15 protein-coding genes are annotated in these 14,773 nt (G+C 67.1%); 13 read left to right on the top strand and 2 right to left on the bottom strand.

The window, feature by feature from the left end:
- Positions 1–75: 75 nt before the first annotated feature.
- A complete protein-coding gene (gene ygfZ, locus ABIE04_RS12800; RefSeq protein ID WP_354550744.1) occupies positions 76–879 on the top strand; it encodes a CAF17-like 4Fe-4S cluster assembly/insertion protein YgfZ in 804 nt (267 codons plus the stop codon).
- 478 nt (positions 880–1,357) lie between these two features.
- Positions 1,358–1,792: a cell wall hydrolase gene (locus ABIE04_RS12795; RefSeq protein WP_354550741.1), complete on the top strand. Its 435-nt coding sequence runs from the start codon at positions 1,358–1,360 to the stop codon at positions 1,790–1,792.
- Between the two features lie 84 nt (positions 1,793–1,876).
- Here ABIE04_RS12795 and ABIE04_RS12790 read toward each other — a convergent pair whose 3' ends face one another.
- Both ABIE04_RS12790 and ABIE04_RS12785 read right to left on the bottom strand, forming a co-directional pair.
- The gene (locus tag ABIE04_RS12790; RefSeq protein WP_354550739.1) at positions 1,877–2,377 is read right to left on the bottom strand and encodes a glycine zipper 2TM domain-containing protein; all 501 of its coding nucleotides are present in this window, start codon (positions 2,375–2,377) and stop codon (positions 1,877–1,879) included.
- Between the two features lie 28 nt (positions 2,378–2,405).
- Positions 2,406–2,987, bottom strand: a complete 582-nt coding sequence (locus tag ABIE04_RS12785; RefSeq protein ID WP_354550736.1) for a glycine zipper 2TM domain-containing protein — start codon at positions 2,985–2,987, stop codon at positions 2,406–2,408.
- Between the two features lie 173 nt (positions 2,988–3,160).
- Between ABIE04_RS12785 and ABIE04_RS12780 the strand changes: the two genes are divergently transcribed.
- From ABIE04_RS12780 to ccmA, 11 genes are all read left to right on the top strand, one after another.
- Positions 3,161–3,928: a TatD family hydrolase gene (locus ABIE04_RS12780; RefSeq protein WP_354550734.1), complete on the top strand. Its 768-nt coding sequence runs from the start codon at positions 3,161–3,163 to the stop codon at positions 3,926–3,928.
- A gap of 80 nt (positions 3,929–4,008) precedes the next feature.
- Positions 4,009–4,533: a MarR family winged helix-turn-helix transcriptional regulator gene (locus tag ABIE04_RS12775; RefSeq protein WP_354550731.1), complete on the top strand. Its 525-nt coding sequence runs from the start codon at positions 4,009–4,011 to the stop codon at positions 4,531–4,533.
- A gap of 11 nt (positions 4,534–4,544) precedes the next feature.
- Complete coding sequence (locus tag ABIE04_RS12770; protein ID WP_354550729.1) at positions 4,545–6,026, top strand: efflux transporter outer membrane subunit; 1,482 nt, start codon at positions 4,545–4,547, stop codon at positions 6,024–6,026.
- A complete protein-coding gene (locus ABIE04_RS12765; protein ID WP_354550727.1) occupies positions 6,013–7,221 on the top strand; it encodes an HlyD family secretion protein in 1,209 nt (402 codons plus the stop codon). The genes ABIE04_RS12770 and ABIE04_RS12765 overlap by 14 nt, the downstream gene beginning before the upstream one ends.
- A gap of 11 nt (positions 7,222–7,232) precedes the next feature.
- Positions 7,233–8,795: a DHA2 family efflux MFS transporter permease subunit gene (locus ABIE04_RS12760; protein WP_354550725.1), complete on the top strand. Its 1,563-nt coding sequence runs from the start codon at positions 7,233–7,235 to the stop codon at positions 8,793–8,795.
- Between the two features lie 80 nt (positions 8,796–8,875).
- Positions 8,876–9,373: a polyhydroxyalkanoate synthesis repressor PhaR gene (gene phaR, locus ABIE04_RS12755; RefSeq protein ID WP_354550723.1), complete on the top strand. Its 498-nt coding sequence runs from the start codon at positions 8,876–8,878 to the stop codon at positions 9,371–9,373.
- A gap of 114 nt (positions 9,374–9,487) precedes the next feature.
- Positions 9,488–10,249, top strand: coding sequence for an acetoacetyl-CoA reductase (gene phbB / locus ABIE04_RS12750; RefSeq protein ID WP_354550721.1), 762 nt, complete (start codon positions 9,488–9,490; stop codon positions 10,247–10,249).
- Between the two features lie 227 nt (positions 10,250–10,476).
- Positions 10,477–12,027 carry a M4 family metallopeptidase gene (locus ABIE04_RS12745; RefSeq protein WP_354550718.1) on the top strand — a complete coding sequence of 517 codons (1,551 nt, stop codon included), beginning with the start codon at positions 10,477–10,479 and terminating at the stop codon, positions 12,025–12,027.
- Between the two features lie 214 nt (positions 12,028–12,241).
- Positions 12,242–13,645, top strand: coding sequence for an FAD-dependent oxidoreductase (locus ABIE04_RS12740; RefSeq protein WP_354550714.1), 1,404 nt, complete (start codon positions 12,242–12,244; stop codon positions 13,643–13,645).
- On the top strand, positions 13,638–14,045 hold the full coding sequence (locus ABIE04_RS12735) for a DUF3293 domain-containing protein (RefSeq protein WP_354550710.1): 408 nt from the start codon (positions 13,638–13,640) through the stop codon (positions 14,043–14,045). Before ABIE04_RS12740 ends, ABIE04_RS12735 begins: the two co-directional genes overlap by 8 nt.
- Before the next feature lie 61 nt (positions 14,046–14,106).
- Positions 14,107–14,742, top strand: a complete 636-nt coding sequence (gene ccmA / locus ABIE04_RS12730) for a cytochrome c biogenesis heme-transporting ATPase CcmA (RefSeq protein WP_354550706.1) — start codon at positions 14,107–14,109, stop codon at positions 14,740–14,742.
- Positions 14,743–14,773: the final 31 nt, after the last annotated feature.

Here is a 14,773-nt window from a genome sequence, read left to right as displayed (position 1 = left end):
CCATGCTCCAGTGACGTCGCGACTGCCGTATCGCACTTGTGCCCGGCGCCACCTGCCCCCAATTCTGGCTGACTCATGCCGACATACCATCCTGCCGAAACCCTGTTGATCGAAGGCCCCGACGCGACGGCTTTCGCACACGCGCAGTTCAGCAGCGCAGTCGCCTCGCTCGCCACCGGCCAGTGGCAATTCAGCGCATGGCTCGACCCGCAAGGGCGCGTGCGCGCGTTGTTCCACCTGGCCCGTCTCGCCGATGACCGCTACCTGCTGTTGCTGCGCGGTGGCGTCGCCGCCGCGATGGCCGATGCGCTGCGGCGTTTCGTGTTCCGCTCGAAAGTCAGCGTGACCGCACTGCCGCTGCGCGCACTCGCGACGGGTCCGTCATTGCCGCTGAACGCCATCATGGATGACGGCGCAACGGTATCGCTCGGCTGCGCCACGCACAGCCTGCGCATCACCGCTTCCGGAAACGGCGACGATGCATGGCGCCTGCCGCAGTTGCGCGCGGGCTGGCCGTGGCTGCCGACGCAACTTCTGAATGAGCTGCTGCCACCGGCACTGTCGCTGCAGCGACTGCACGCGGTCGCCATCGACAAGGGCTGCTACCCCGGCCAGGAAATCGTCGCGCGACTGCACTTTCGCGGCGGACACAAACGACACCTGCATCGCGTCACTTTGTCGCAAGCAGCGAATGCCGGCGATGTGCTGCGCAGCGACGGACGCGAGGTCGGTTGCGTACTCGAAACCCTCACGACGGACGACGGCATCGAGGCACTCGTCGTATTGAGCGACGACATTGCAGCGCAAGCCAGCGACACCCATGCGCAAGCACTCGACGACAACTTCGTGATGGAACTCGTCACATCGTGGCCGGCATGATCGATACACGTCGCTGCGACGTAGTTCGTTCGTCATGGCATCTGTCAACGAATCGTGAGCGTCAGATAAACTTCGGCACCCCGGCACTTGCCAGCGGCAAATTCCGCCACTAGGCTCCGCCGATCGAATATCGCGACATCCGGAACACGGGGTGTCGATGTACGCGACGAACCGGAAGAATCCGAATCGGCGCGACCCGGCTGCAGCATCGCCGGATGGAACACCGCCTCGCAGCCAACGAGTGCGTAGTAGTCGAAGGCAACACGGCCGACGCGGCCGCGCAACGCCCGACAACAGCCAAATCCCCCGACCGGCCTGAACCGCCGTTCGACCCGCCACAATCCCGTGGCAAAGCGTCTTGGCCACAAGTTTCGGCCACGACGATTGATCCAGGTGGAACGGCCTGCCCGCCCGTCCACCGCAACGGCGCATGAAGCTGCGGTCTGCTTTACGCGTACAGCACGTTGGAGGCAGAACCATGAAACTTTCCATGCTGTTGTGGCTGACGACACTGATGCCCCAGCCCGTTGCCGACCAGGCCTGCCTGGCCACCACCGTCTACCTCGAGGCACGCAGCGAATCGACCAACGGCCAACTGGCCGTGGCGGAAGTGGCGCTGCGTCGTCGCGATCGCGGCCGCTGGGGCGACACCGTATGCAAGGTGGTGACATCGCCCCACCAGTTCGCGACGACGACCACGCCCGGCTCGTTCGAAATCACCAACCTGGAAGCCTTCAACAAGGCATGGCAGGTGGCCGGCATGTCGATCCAGAACTGGCAACTTCCTGTCGCACAGCGCCGCATGCTGGTGCCGCGCGCCGACCATTTCGCCACGACGGCGATCTCCCCCGCATGGTCGCGCAACCGCCCCAGCGTGACGATCGGCGAACATGCGTTCTACGCGGTGAACTGAGCCCACGCATCGACGATGGAATAAAAAAGGCCCTCTTTCGAGGGCCTTTCTCTTTTGGACGTCCAGACGTCCAGACGTTTTCAATCAGCGCGCGTAGACATGATCCCCGCGCACCTCGACGTAATCGCCGCTGCGGACGCCGGGGTTCTCGCGCTGGGTCACCGTGGCGTACTGGCCATCGTCCAGCCGCACCACGATGCGCCACGCGACGTCGTTGCCGCCGCTGCGCTTGCCGACCTGGTTGCCGACGACGCCGCCTGCCACCGCGCCAGCCACGGTAGCAGCCTTGCGGCCATCACCCTTGCCGACCTGATTGCCGAGCACGCCACCGGCAACTGCGCCGATGATCGCCCCCAGCGTGCCGCCGTTGCCGCCGCCGTCGGTGTAGACCTGCTGCACTTCCTGCACCACGCCGCAGGTCTGGCAGCGCACGTTGCGGTCGCCGTAACCATAGCCACTCTGCTGCCCCTGGTAGCCGCGATCGTAATTGCGGTTGTTGCCGTACGGTGAAGTGGCGCAGCCGGCGAGGGCCAAGCCGGCAGCCATCGCGGCAGCCAGGGCGAACTTGCTGGGCAGTGCGTTCATGAGGTCACTTCCTTTTCTGGTGGTCGTTTCAATGAGCGTCCGAGACAGCCGTCACGCCTTCCTGCACCTGCACTCGGTCGCCCGGATCGTGGTCCATGCGCACCGTGCGGGTGACGCCGTTGTATTCATAGCGCACGTCGTAGCCGACGATCTTGGTGCTGGTGTTGTTGACGGTTTCGCACTTGCGTTCCACCGACGAGGTCACCTGGGCATGCTGGCGGCTTGCCTGGATGCGGTTGCCGGCATAACCGCCGCCGACCGCACCGGCCACCGTGGCCAGCGTCTTGCCCTTGCCGCCGCCGACCTGGTTGCCGACGAGGCCGCCAACCACCGCACCGATCGCGGTGCCGGCGATGCGGTGTTCGTCCTTCGGCGGTGCGGTCTGCGTGACCGTCTCGTCATGGCAGACCTGCTTCGGGTGGTTTGCCGTCGAGCGCACCGGGTCGACGCTGACGACCTTGGCGTACTTGACCCCGGCGTCCGCGCTCGCGCTCGCATCGGCGGAAGCGCCGGAGACGCCCGCATCCGCATTCCGGTTGCAGGCCGAGAGGCCGACCGCGAGTGCCGCCGCGATGGCGATATTGAGTACATTGACTGTCAACCTGTTCATCACAACCCTCTCCTCTGTTTGTTTGGCGGCATTGCCGGGCGTTTGGTGCGCCCTCGCAATAACGTGCGTAGCCATTGAACCGTTGTCCAACTGAATCGCAGCTAGCTCACGCTCGTTACATTATCTTCACGTAGAAATCGCAGAACTCTCTGCCAGTCCACGAAAAACAAATCATGTCCCGACTCGTCGACAGTCACGTCCATCTCGATGACGACGCCTTCACCGGCGACCGTGGCGCGGTCATCGAACGCGCCCGCCAGGCCGGGGTCGGCACGATGGTCGTTCCGGCCGTCGATGCCGAAAGCTGGCCGGCCATCAGGGACCTCTGCGCCCGCCATGCCGGCCTGCATCCCGCCTACGGTCTGCATCCGATGTTCCTGCCCCACCATGCGCCGGAACATGTCGACGCCCTGTCTTCATGGCTGAACGAGAACCGTCCGGTAGCGGTCGGCGAGATCGGCCTGGACTTCCACGTGGACGGCCTCGATCGTGAACAGCAACGGCACTATTTCCTGCGCCAGCTGCAACTGGCGCGCGAACACGAGCTGCCGGTGATCGTGCATGCCCGCGGCGCGCTGGAGGAAGTCACCCTGACCCTGCGCCGCAGCGGCGGCCTGCGCGGCGTGGTGCACAGCTTTTCCGGCAGCGAGCAGCAGGCGCGACAATTGTGGGATCTGGGCTTCCACCTGGGCATCGGCGGCCCGGTGACCTACGAGCGCGCGCAACGCCTGCGCCGGATCGTGGCGCAGATGCCTATCGAGTTCCTGTTGCTGGAAAGCGACGCCCCGGACCAGCCCGACGCCGCCCACCGCGGCGAACGCAACGAACCGGCCCATGTCGCCGACGTGCTGCGCTGCATCGCGGCGCTGCGCGGCGAGCCGGAGGCCGACGTCGCCGCCGCCACCAGCGCCAACGCCCGCCGCCTGTTCCGGCTCGACTGACGCCCATGCCATCGGTCACTTGCAAACGACAATCGGGGTTTGCTACTTTTTACTTCATTGATGAAATATGAGTCAGTGAAATGGCACGTTTGACAAAGTGCATCGCGATGATGGACGAGGGTATCGGCCGGGTCAGCCAGATCATCCCGCAGATGCCCGCGCTTGAAGCGCGGCTGTGCCGGCTGATGCTGATGCTGGGCGACGACATCGAGGAAGAGCTCGAGTTCAAGCTGAAGCCGTACAAGCTCAATCACAGCGAATTCCTGACCCTGATGATCCTGTACAGCCGCCCGGACGGCAGCTCCACGCCAGGCGAACTGTGCGAGTACGCCACCCAGGGCGCCACCAACATGACCCGCATCGCGAATGCACTGGTCAAGCGCGGGCTGATCACCCGCGGCGCCAGCGAGGAGGATCGCCGCCGCGTGTTGATCCGCATCGCCCCGGCCGGGCGGCGTTTCGTGCAGAAGATGCTGCCGCCGATGTTCCCTCGCGTCGCCACCATGTTCGCCGGCTTCAGCGACACCGACAAACGCCATCTCGACCGCCTGCTGCGCAAGCTGGCCGGCAACCTCGATCAGCTGAGCGAAAACCGTCTCCCATGAAGGAAACTCCGATGAAACATGCCCCGCTCCGCGGTCGCACGGCACTGGTCGCCGCGACCCTGCTGGCGCTGGCAGGCTGTGCCGTCGCACCTGCCAGACTCGGCGAACCCGCACTGCGCGACGACGTGCCGCTGGCCGGCCTGCAGGCCCCCGTTCGTGCCGGCTGGCCAACCGCCCAGTGGTGGCGCCAGTACGACGACCCGCAGCTGGACGACCTGATGGATCGCGCCATGCGGCAGTCGCCGGACCTGGCGCTGGCGCAGAGCCGCGTGCGGAACGCCGAACAGTCGGCAAAGCTGGCAGCCGCGCAGCTCGGGCTGTCGGTCAACGGCAACGCGCAGGTGTCGCGCCAGCGAATGAGCGACCACGGCCTGATCCCCAGCCAGTTCCTCGGCTTCAGCTGGTACAACCAGGCCGACCTCGGTGTGCAGTTGCAGTACGACTTCGACTGGTGGGGCAAGAAGCGCGCGACGATGGAAGCCGCGCTGGATCAGGCGCATGCGGCCGAAGCGCAACGCAGCGCCGCCGCACTGGCGATCCAGTACGCCGTCGCCGACACCTATTTCGGCTGGCAGGCCGACCAGGCACGGCTGCAGCTGGCCGATCAGTTGCTGGCCACGCAACAGCAGTTCGCCCATATCGCCGAGCTGCGCGTGCGGCAGGGCGTGGACCTTCCCGACGAGGCGCAGAAGGCCCGGGTCCAGCTGGCTGCGGTGCGCGAGATGCGCGTGGCGCTCGACGGCTCGGCGAAGATCCGCCGCGCTGCGCTGGCCTCGCTGCTTGGCGTCGCGCCGGCCGAACTGCCCGAACTCCAGGCGCGGCCCTTGCCGGCGATCGAACGCGGCGTACCGGCGAACGGCGGACTGGACCTGATCGCGCGCCGCCCCGACATCGCGGCCAGCCGCTGGCAGGTTGAGGCGGCGCTGAAGCAGACCGATGCCGCGCGCGCCGAGTTCTTCCCCGACATCAGCCTCACCGCCCTGGCCGGCCTGTCCAGCATCGACATGGGCAAGCTGCTCACCGCCGGCAGCCGCACGTTCGCGCTGACCCCGGCGCTGCACCTGCCGATCTTCAACGGCGGCGCGCTCGAGGCGAACTACGGCGTGAGCAAGGCCCAGCTCGACGCGGCCGTGGCGCAGTACAACAGCACCGTGCTGGCCGCGGCGCGCGAAGTGGCGACGCAAGCCTTGAGTGCCGAGCAGGTCGCCGGCCGCCAGCGCGAGCAGCAGGCCCAGCTCGACGCCGACCAGCGCCTGCTGGCGAATGCGCAGGCGCGGGCCCGCCAGGGCGTGCGCGACCTGCGCGAAAGCCTGGGCGCGCACGCCGCGCTGCTGCAGCAACGCGATGCCGCGACCCAGTTGCAAGCGCAGGCACTGAGCACCGATCTGACCCTGATCAAGGCACTCGGCGGCGGCTACCGCGCCGCCGACGAAACCACCGCTTCCCCCTCCTCTTCTGTTACCGCCGGAGCTGCCCGCCATGAGCGCCACTGAATCCGCCAAGACCTCCGTCGACACCAACGACAGCGGCATGGCCGCCAAGGATCCGGGCAAGCGCCGGCGCGCGTTGCTGATCGTGGCCGGTGTGTTCATCCTCGCCGCGCTGCTGTGGTTCCTGCTGTGGTTCTTCGTGCTGTCGACCCGGGTGAAGACCGACAACGCGTACGTCGGCGGCAACCAGGTGGCGATTTCGGCACAGGTGCCGGGCACGGTGGTGGCGATCCTCGCCGACGACACCCAGCACGTCGACGCCGGCCAGGTGCTGGTGAAACTGGACGGCACCGACGCCGATACCCGGCTGGCGCAGGCGCGCAGCGCACTGGCGCAGGCCGTGCGCGGCGTGCGCCAGCAGACCAGCTCGGCCACCGGCGCCGACGCCCAGGTGGTCGCAGCCCGGCTGGACCTGAAGAAAGCCGAAGCCGACCTCAAGCGCCGCCTGCCGTTGATCGCCGCCCAGGCCGAATCGCCGGAGATCGTGCAGCATCTGCGCGACGGCGTGGCGCAGGCGCGCGCCGCGGTGAACGCCGCCGAGGCGCAGGCCGCCGCCGCGCACGCCGCCATCGAAGGCACCGACGTGGCGCAGAACCCGGTGGTGATGCAGGCCCGCGCGAACTTCCGTGCTGCCTGGGTCGCGGCGCAGCGCAACGCGATCTACGCGCCGGTATCCGGCTATGTGGCCGAGCGCAGCGTGCAGTTGGGCAACAGCGTGCAGCCGGGCCAGCAGCTGATGACCGTGGTGCCGCTGCACGACCTGTGGATCGACGCGAACTTCAAGGAAAGCCAGCTGCGCCACATCCGCATCGGTCAGCCGGCGACCGTGGTGTCCGACCTGTACGGCGGCGACGCTGAGTATCACGGCAAGGTGATCGGCCTGGGCGCCGGTACCGGCAGCGTGTTCTCGTTGCTGCCGGCGCAGAACGCCACCGGCAACTGGATCAAGGTGGTGCAACGCGTGCCCGTGCGCATCGCGCTGGACAACAAGGAGCTGGACAAGCACCCGCTGCGCATCGGCCTGTCCACCGACGTCACCGTCGACATCCGCCATGACCAGGGCAGCGTGCTGGCCAACACGCCGACGCAGCAGCCGGTGGCGCAGACCGACGTCTACGACCAGATGGCCAGCAAGGCCGACGCGGAAGCCGATCGCATCATCCGCGCCAATCTGTCCCACGCCACCGCCGCGAACTGAGCCGTACCATCATGGCCGCCACGCCGAACGACGCCGCACCCGACGCCCCGCTGAAGCCGCTGCACGGCGCCCCGCTGGCGCTGCTCACGATCGCCGTCGCGTTCAGCACCTTCATGGAGGTGCTGGACATGACGATCGTCAACGTCGCGGTGCCGCACATCGCCGGCAGCCTCGGCGTGAGCCCCAGCGAAGGCACCTGGACGATCAGCTCCTACGCGCTGGCCAGCGCGATCATGCAGCCGCTGACCGGCTGGCTGGCGCGCCGCTTCGGCGAGGTGAAGACCTTCGTCGGTTCGGTGCTGTTGTTCGTGGTCTTCTCGATGCTGTGCGGCCTGGCCACCAGCATGCCGATGCTGGTGATCGGCCGCCTGCTGCAGGGCGCCGGCTCCGGCCCGATGGTGGCGCTGTCGCTGACCCTGCTGCTGTCGAACTACCCGAAGGAAAAACAAGGCATCGCGCTGGCGCTGTGGGCGATGACCGTGGTGGTGGCGCCGATCTTCGGGCCGATCCTGGGCGGCTGGCTGACCGACAACTTCTCCTGGCCGTGGATCTTCTACATCAACCTGCCGGTCGGGCTGGCGGCGGCGGTGGTCACCTGGGGCCTGTTGCGCAAGCGCGAGACGAAGACCTACAAGGCGCCGATCGACATGGTCGGCCTGGCCTTGCTGGTAGTCGGCGTGGGCTGCCTGCAGTTCATGCTGGACAACGGCAACGACCACGACTGGTTCGCCTCGCCGATGATCCTCACCCTCGGCCTCATCGCACTGGTTTGCCTCACCTTCCTGATCGTGTGGGAACTGCACGCGAAGCATCCGGTGGTCGACCTGTCGCTGTTCAGGCAACGCAACTTCACGGTTGGCGTGATCAGCCTGTCGCTGGGCATGTTCGCGTTCTTCGGCATCAACGTGGTGTTCCCGCTGTGGCTGCAGGTCACCTTGGGCTATACCGCCACCTGGGCCGGCCTGGCTACCGCGCCGGTCGGTGTGCTGGCCTTCCTGATCGCGCCGATCCTGGGCAAGAACATGCACAAGCTGGACCTGCGCGCGGTGGTGACGTTCGCGTTCCTGGTCTTCGCCGGTACCGCGTACTGGTTTTCCACCTTCGACAGCTCGGCTTCGTTCTCCACCCTGGTGGTGCCGCGCTTCGTGATGGGCCTGGCGATTCCCTGCTTCTTCATTCCGTTGAACCAGGTCTACCTGTCCGGCCTGCCGGTGGACCAGATCGCCAGCGCCTCGGGCCTGTCCAACTTCTGCCGCACGATCGGCTCCAGCGTGTCCACCGCCATCATGGTGACGCTGTGGCAGCACCGCGGCGAAACCCATCACGCCACGCAGGCCGAGTACGTCAGCCCCGGTCATCCGGCCGCCACCCACTTCATTGATCAGCTGTCGCACGCCGGGCTGTCGCACACGCAGAGCCTGGGCCTGATCGACCAGTTGCTGACGCGCGAGGCGCTGACGCTGGCGGTGAACGACGTGTTCTGGGCCTGCGCGATCCTGTTCGTGCTGCTGATCCCGGTGCTGTGGTTCGCCAAGCCGCCGTTCGGCAGCGCCGGCGGCGCGGTCGGCCACTGAAAATGCTGCGGCCGGCGGCCGCAGCATGAAAACTCCCGGCCGACTGGTGCGGCGCAATATCTTCTGCTAGCGTTCGCCGCATGGCACAAACAAAACGCACCATCAAGAAGTATCCGAACCGGCGTCTCTACGACACGGAAATCTCCAGCTACATCACGCTGGAGGAAGTCCGCCAGCTGGTCCTGGACAACGAGGACTTCGAGGTCCGCGACGCCAAGAGCGGCGAGGACCTGACCCGTTCGGTCCTGCTGCAGATCATCTCCGAGCACGAGGACAAGGGGCAGCCGATGCTGTCGCCGCAGCTGCTCAGCCAGATCATCCGCTTCTACGGCGATTCGCTGCAGGGCTTCATGGGGCCTTACCTGGAGCGCAGCCTGCAGGTCTTCCTGGACCAGCAGACGCAGTTCCGCAGCCAGCTCAACAGCCTGATGGGGCAAACCCCCTGGAACACGCTGAACGACCTGACCGAACGCAACCTCGCCGCGTTCCAGGCGTTGCAGCGCGGGCTGATCGACACCGCCGCGCAGGTGATCCCGACTCCGGGCGCCGGCAGCCGCAGCGGCAAGAAATCCGGCTGATTCCAGCCCGGCCGACGGCGCGCATCGACGCGCCGCTCGCTTGTTTCCCGATCCGATCGCTGCAGCACAACACGTGCTGCCTTGCGGCATGATCAAGCCATTGGATGCACAGCCATGAGCCATTCCGCTCCACCCAAGCGCGTCGCCCTGGTCAGCGGAGGCATCGGCGGCCTCGGCACGGAAATCTGCCGCCAGCTGGCCCGGGCCGGTCGCCGGGTGATCGCGCTGGACCTCGCTTCGCGCGAGGAGCGCGTGGCCGCATTCCACGCTGAAACCGCCGACTTCGACGATGACATCGCATTCGAGCCGGCCGACGTCAGCGACTTCGACAGCTGCCAGCAGTTGATTGCCCGCATCGAACAGCAGCACGGCAACGTCGACATCCTGGTCAACGCCGCCGGCATCACCCGCGACGCCAGCCTGCGCAAGATGACGCCGCAGCAATGGCACGAACTGATGCAGGTGAACCTGGACGGCGTGTTCAACATGTGCCGCAACGCGATCGAAGGGATGACCGAACGCGGTTTCGGCCGCATCGTCAATATCAGCTCGGTCAACGGCCAGACCGGTCAGTTCGGGCAGACCAACTACTGCGCCGCCAAGGCCGGCGTACACGGCTTCAGCATGGCATTGGCGCGCGAGACCGCACGCAAGGGCGTCACCGTCAACACCGTCTCGCCCGGCTACTGCGACACCCCGATGGTCGCTGCCGTTTCCGCCGACATCCGCGCCCAGATCGTCGCCGGCATCCCGGTGGGCCGGCTCGGTTCACCCGCCGACATCGCCCGCGCGGTGGTCTTCCTCAGCGCCGATGACGCCGGCTACATCACCGGCGCCAACCTGCCGGTCAACGGCGGTTATTTCATGAGCTTCTGAGCCAACCTCGCCGAAAATCGCGAAACAGGCTTGGCCCCGGAGCCCCCCGGCAACGCCGATTCTAAGAAATATGGTCATTGACCGGCCCGGGGGCGAGGTCGTAGCTTCCTGCGATCCGGTTGCGGATCCGTCCTGGGGGGGACGTCCGCGACCGGAACGCAAGACGTATCACCACCGGGAAAACCCGCTGGGGCGTCTATCCAGTCATTTAGGGAGGGGAAACACTGATGATGCACAAACCACTTGTCGTTGCGCTGTTGGGTGCTATCGGCCTGGCTGCCATGTCCGACGCCGGTGCCGCCACGCACACGCGCGTCCAGGCCCAATCCATGGGCAAGATCGCGCCCGCAGCCCTCGCCAGCCGCATCGGCCTGGATGCCGACGCCTCGCTCTCGCCGCGCCTGCAGGCACGTACTGCCCACGGGACCCTCAAAACCCGCGAGCAGCAGACTTTCCGCGGCGTGCCCGTGTACGGCCGCAATGTCGTGGTGGAACACGACGGCAGCGGCAACGTGCTCGGCGTCAACGGCGAAATTTCTCGCGGTATCGGCCACGACATTGCTTCAGTCACTCCCGTCATCAGCGGCGCCCGTGCGACCGCCCTCCTGCGTGCGCACGCTGGCCTGCTGCCATTCGGCGTCGGTGTCAACGGCGTAAGGGACAGCGACATCCAGAACGCGAAGAGCGACCTGTACGTCTACGCCGAGGGCAACCGGGCACGCCTCGCCTACGTCACGTCGTTCTTCGTCGACCGCAATGGCGCCCCGACGCGTCCGATGGCGATCATCGACGCGAACACCGGCGAAGTGATCCAGCATTGGGAAGGCCTCACCACCAAGGGCAAGCCCGGTGGTGGCGGCGGCGTCACCGGCACCCCCGCTCTCGCCACCGGCGCTGGCGGCAACCTGAAGACCGGCCAGTACGTCTACGGCACCGACTATGCGGCGCTCGCCGTCATCCAGTCCGGCTCCACCTGCTACATGCAGAACCCGGACGTGAAGACCAACAACATGGCCAGCAGCACGCGCACGGGCACGCTGTGGAGCTTCATCTGCCCGAACAGCAGCGGCGATGCCGCAAACGGCGCCTATTCGCCGATCAACGACGCGCACCACTTCGGCAGCGTCGTGCACGACATGTACAACAACTGGCTCGGTGCACCGCCGCTGAGCTTCTCGCTGGTGATGAACGTGCACTACGGCCGCAACTACGAGAATGCGTTCTGGAACGGCTCATCGATGAACTTCGGCGACGGGGCCAGCTACTTCTACCCGCTGACTTCCCTGGACGTCACCAGCCACGAGATCAGCCACGGCTTCACCGAACAGAACTCCGGCCTGCAGTATTCCGGACAGTCCGGCGGCATGAACGAGGCGTTCTCGGACATGGCCGGCGAAGCGGCCGAGTACTTCGATCGCGGCCACAACGACTGGCTGGTGGGTGCGGAGATCATCAAGAACGGCACCGCCCTGCGCTGGATGTGCACGCCGACGCTGGATGGCCGCTCGATCGACAACGCAGCGAACTTCACCAGCTCGATGGACGTGCATTATTCCAGCGGCGTCTACAACAAGGCGTTCTGCACGCTGGCGAAGTCGTCGAACTGGAACACGAAAAAGGCCTTCGAGGTATTCGCGCACGCCAACGCGATGTACTGGACGGCCACCTCCACGTTCAAGTCCGGCGCCTGCGGCGTGGAATCCGCTGCGGACGACTACGGCTACTCGCGCAGTGACGTCGCGGCGGCATTCAACGCCGTTGGCGTGACCTGCCAGTAAGCAACAAGGAAGCACGCGGTCAGGGAAGGGCCGGCCCGCCAGGGTCGGCCCTTTTCGTTGCCGCCGGGAAACCGCGGTACCCATGCCGATTTCATCGGCGCCCGCATGCGAACACCTCGCCCGGCAACGCCCTGCGGCACGAAATGGATCGCCCGGGATTGCAGTCCTGCTTCGCTTGCGGAACAGTGGGCGGATTCCCCACCCGGATCGCAGCATGGCGCAGCAACCCATCACCCTCATCGGCGGCGGCCTGGTCGGCGCGCTGCTGGCGCAGCAGCTGGCCGGACGCGGCTTTGCCGTCGACGTCTACGAAAAGCGCCCCGACCCGCGGCTGAGCGGTTTTCTGGGCGGTCGCTCGATCAACCTGGCGCTGGCCGAGCGCGGGCTGCAGGCGCTGCGTACCGCCGGCCTGGCCGACGACGTGTTGCAGCGCGCGGTGATGATGCGCGGGCGCATGGTGCACGACCGCGACGGCAACAGCGGCCTGCAGCGCTACGGCGTGGACGACAGCGAGGTGATCTGGTCGGTCTCTCGCGGCGCGCTGAACATGCTGCTGCTGGATGCCGCCGAGGCAGCCGGCGTGCGCTTTCATTTCGGCCAGTCGCTGGTCGGCGCAGACTTCCGGCAGCAGCGCATCCGGCTCGCCGACGAGGCTGGCGTGGAGCGCGAACTGGATGCCGGCGTACTGGTCGGCGCGGACGGCGCCGGCTCCGCGGTGCGCGCGGCCATGAACGCGCATGCGCCGCTGGGCGAACGGATCGAGTCGCTCGGCCACGGCTACAAGGAACTGGAAATTCCACCGGCCGGCGAGTTGCCGGCCGCGGTGCTGCAGCTCAGCGGCGGCCACGACCAGTTCGCGCTGGAGCCGCACGCGCTGCACATCTGGCCGCGCGGCGGCTACATGTGCATCGCATTGCCGAATACCGAAGGCAGCTTCACCGTGACCTTGTTCCTGCCGGCGCAGGGCGCCGCGCCGAGCTTCGCCACCCTGCCCGGCGCCGGGGCCGCGGCCGCATTCTTCCGCGAACAGTTCCCGGGCCTGCTGCCGCTGATCCCGCGCTTCGACGAGGATTTCGACAGCCATCCGGTCGGCACGCTGTCCACGCTGTACCTCGAGCGCTGGCACCTGGACGGCCGCGCGCTGCTGCTCGGCGACGCGGCGCACGCGATCGTGCCGTTCCACGGCCAGGGCATGAACTGCGGTTTCGAGGACACCGTGGTGCTGGCCAACCTGCTGGCCGAGGCGCCGGACGACAGCGCCGAAGTGTTCGCCGAATTCCAGCGCGTGCGCCAGCCGAACGCCGACGCGATCGCCGCGATGGCGCTGGAGAACTACGTGGAGATGCGCGACTCGGTGGCCGACCCGCACTACCTGGCCAAGCGCGAGCTGGGCAGCGCGCTGGCCGCGCGCATCCCCACCCACTACATGGCGCGCTATCGCCTGGTGACGTTCACCCACGTGCCCTACGCCTACGCGCTCGAACGCGGCCGTGCGCAGGACCAATTGCTGGAACAGCTGCTGCGCGACACGCCGAGCGTGGCGGATATCGACATCGAAGCCGCCGCGCGGCTGTTCCAGTCGAAGCTGGAGCCGCTGCCGAAACTGCGCCATGGATGAAGCCCTGCTCGAGGCGTTTCGCGCCACCGCCTACCACGTCTGCCTGGACACCGTGACCTGGGCGACGATACGCGTGGATCTGCCCTTGCCGAGCCCGCTCGCCGACGTGGTCGGTGCGCGCCCGTGGGCTTTCGTCACGGCGTGGAATCCGCAGGCGCGCCGACGCCCGCTGGCAGAGAATCTGGCCGCACAGCGCGAACTGCTGGCCGCACTGCAGAAGCAGCCCGGCGTCGCCGTCCATCCGGCTCTCGGTGTGGGCACGTCCGGTTGGAGCGAGCCCAGCCTGTTCGTCGTGGGGGCGGGCGTCCATGCGCTGGACAAGCTGGCGAGGACCCATGGGCAGCTGGCCTACGTGCACGGGGAGGCCGGCAGCGCGGCCCTTCTGCGAGTGCTGGATTGATCCGCGCAGCGGCAGCGCGCCGCATGGACAAGCGCCATCGGCATTGCGGACAATCAAGGAAATGACTGCCGCCAGCACCGCTGCGCCCCTGCTCGAAGCGCGGGCCTTGAGTTTCCATCGCCAGGACGAACCGGTGTTCGCGCCGCTGGATTTCCAGTTGCGTGCGGGCGAACTGGCCCTGGTCGAGGGCGACAACGGCAGCGGCAAGACCACCTTGCTGCGCATGCTGGCCGGGCTGCTGCACACCGGCGCCGGCGAACTGCGCTGGCGCGGTGAATCGCTGCAGCGCGACCGCTGCGCCGGCGAGATCCTGTTCCTGGGCCATCAGCTTGGCCTCAAGGCGGATCTCAGCCCACGCGAGAACCTGCGCATCGCTGTCGGCCTGCATGGCGCTCGCGAGGGAGCCAGCGTAGCGGCGGTGTTGGCCCGGATCGGCCTGCGCGGCTACGAGGACGAGCCTGTGCGGCGGCTGTCCGCCGGCCAGAAAAAGCGCGCCGCGCTGGCCCGCCTGCTGTTGCTGCCGGCCACCGTGTGGCTGCTCGACGAGCCGTACGCGAACCTCGACCGTATCGGCATCGCGCTGGTGAACGATTTGCTGGAAAGCCACACCGATGCCGGTGGCGCGGCCATGGTCACCAGCCATGGCACGGTGAGTTTCCATGGCGGCGAGCCACGACGGATCCGCATGCATGATTGACCCACGGCACCCCATGCGTTGGCCCCGCCTC

The organism is Rhodanobacter soli, from assembly GCF_040548735.1.
Taxonomy (GTDB): domain Bacteria; phylum Pseudomonadota; class Gammaproteobacteria; order Xanthomonadales; family Rhodanobacteraceae; genus Rhodanobacter; species Rhodanobacter soli_A.
Note: the sequence above shows the minus strand (reverse complement) of the source record. Positions and strands in the feature narration are given on the sequence as shown.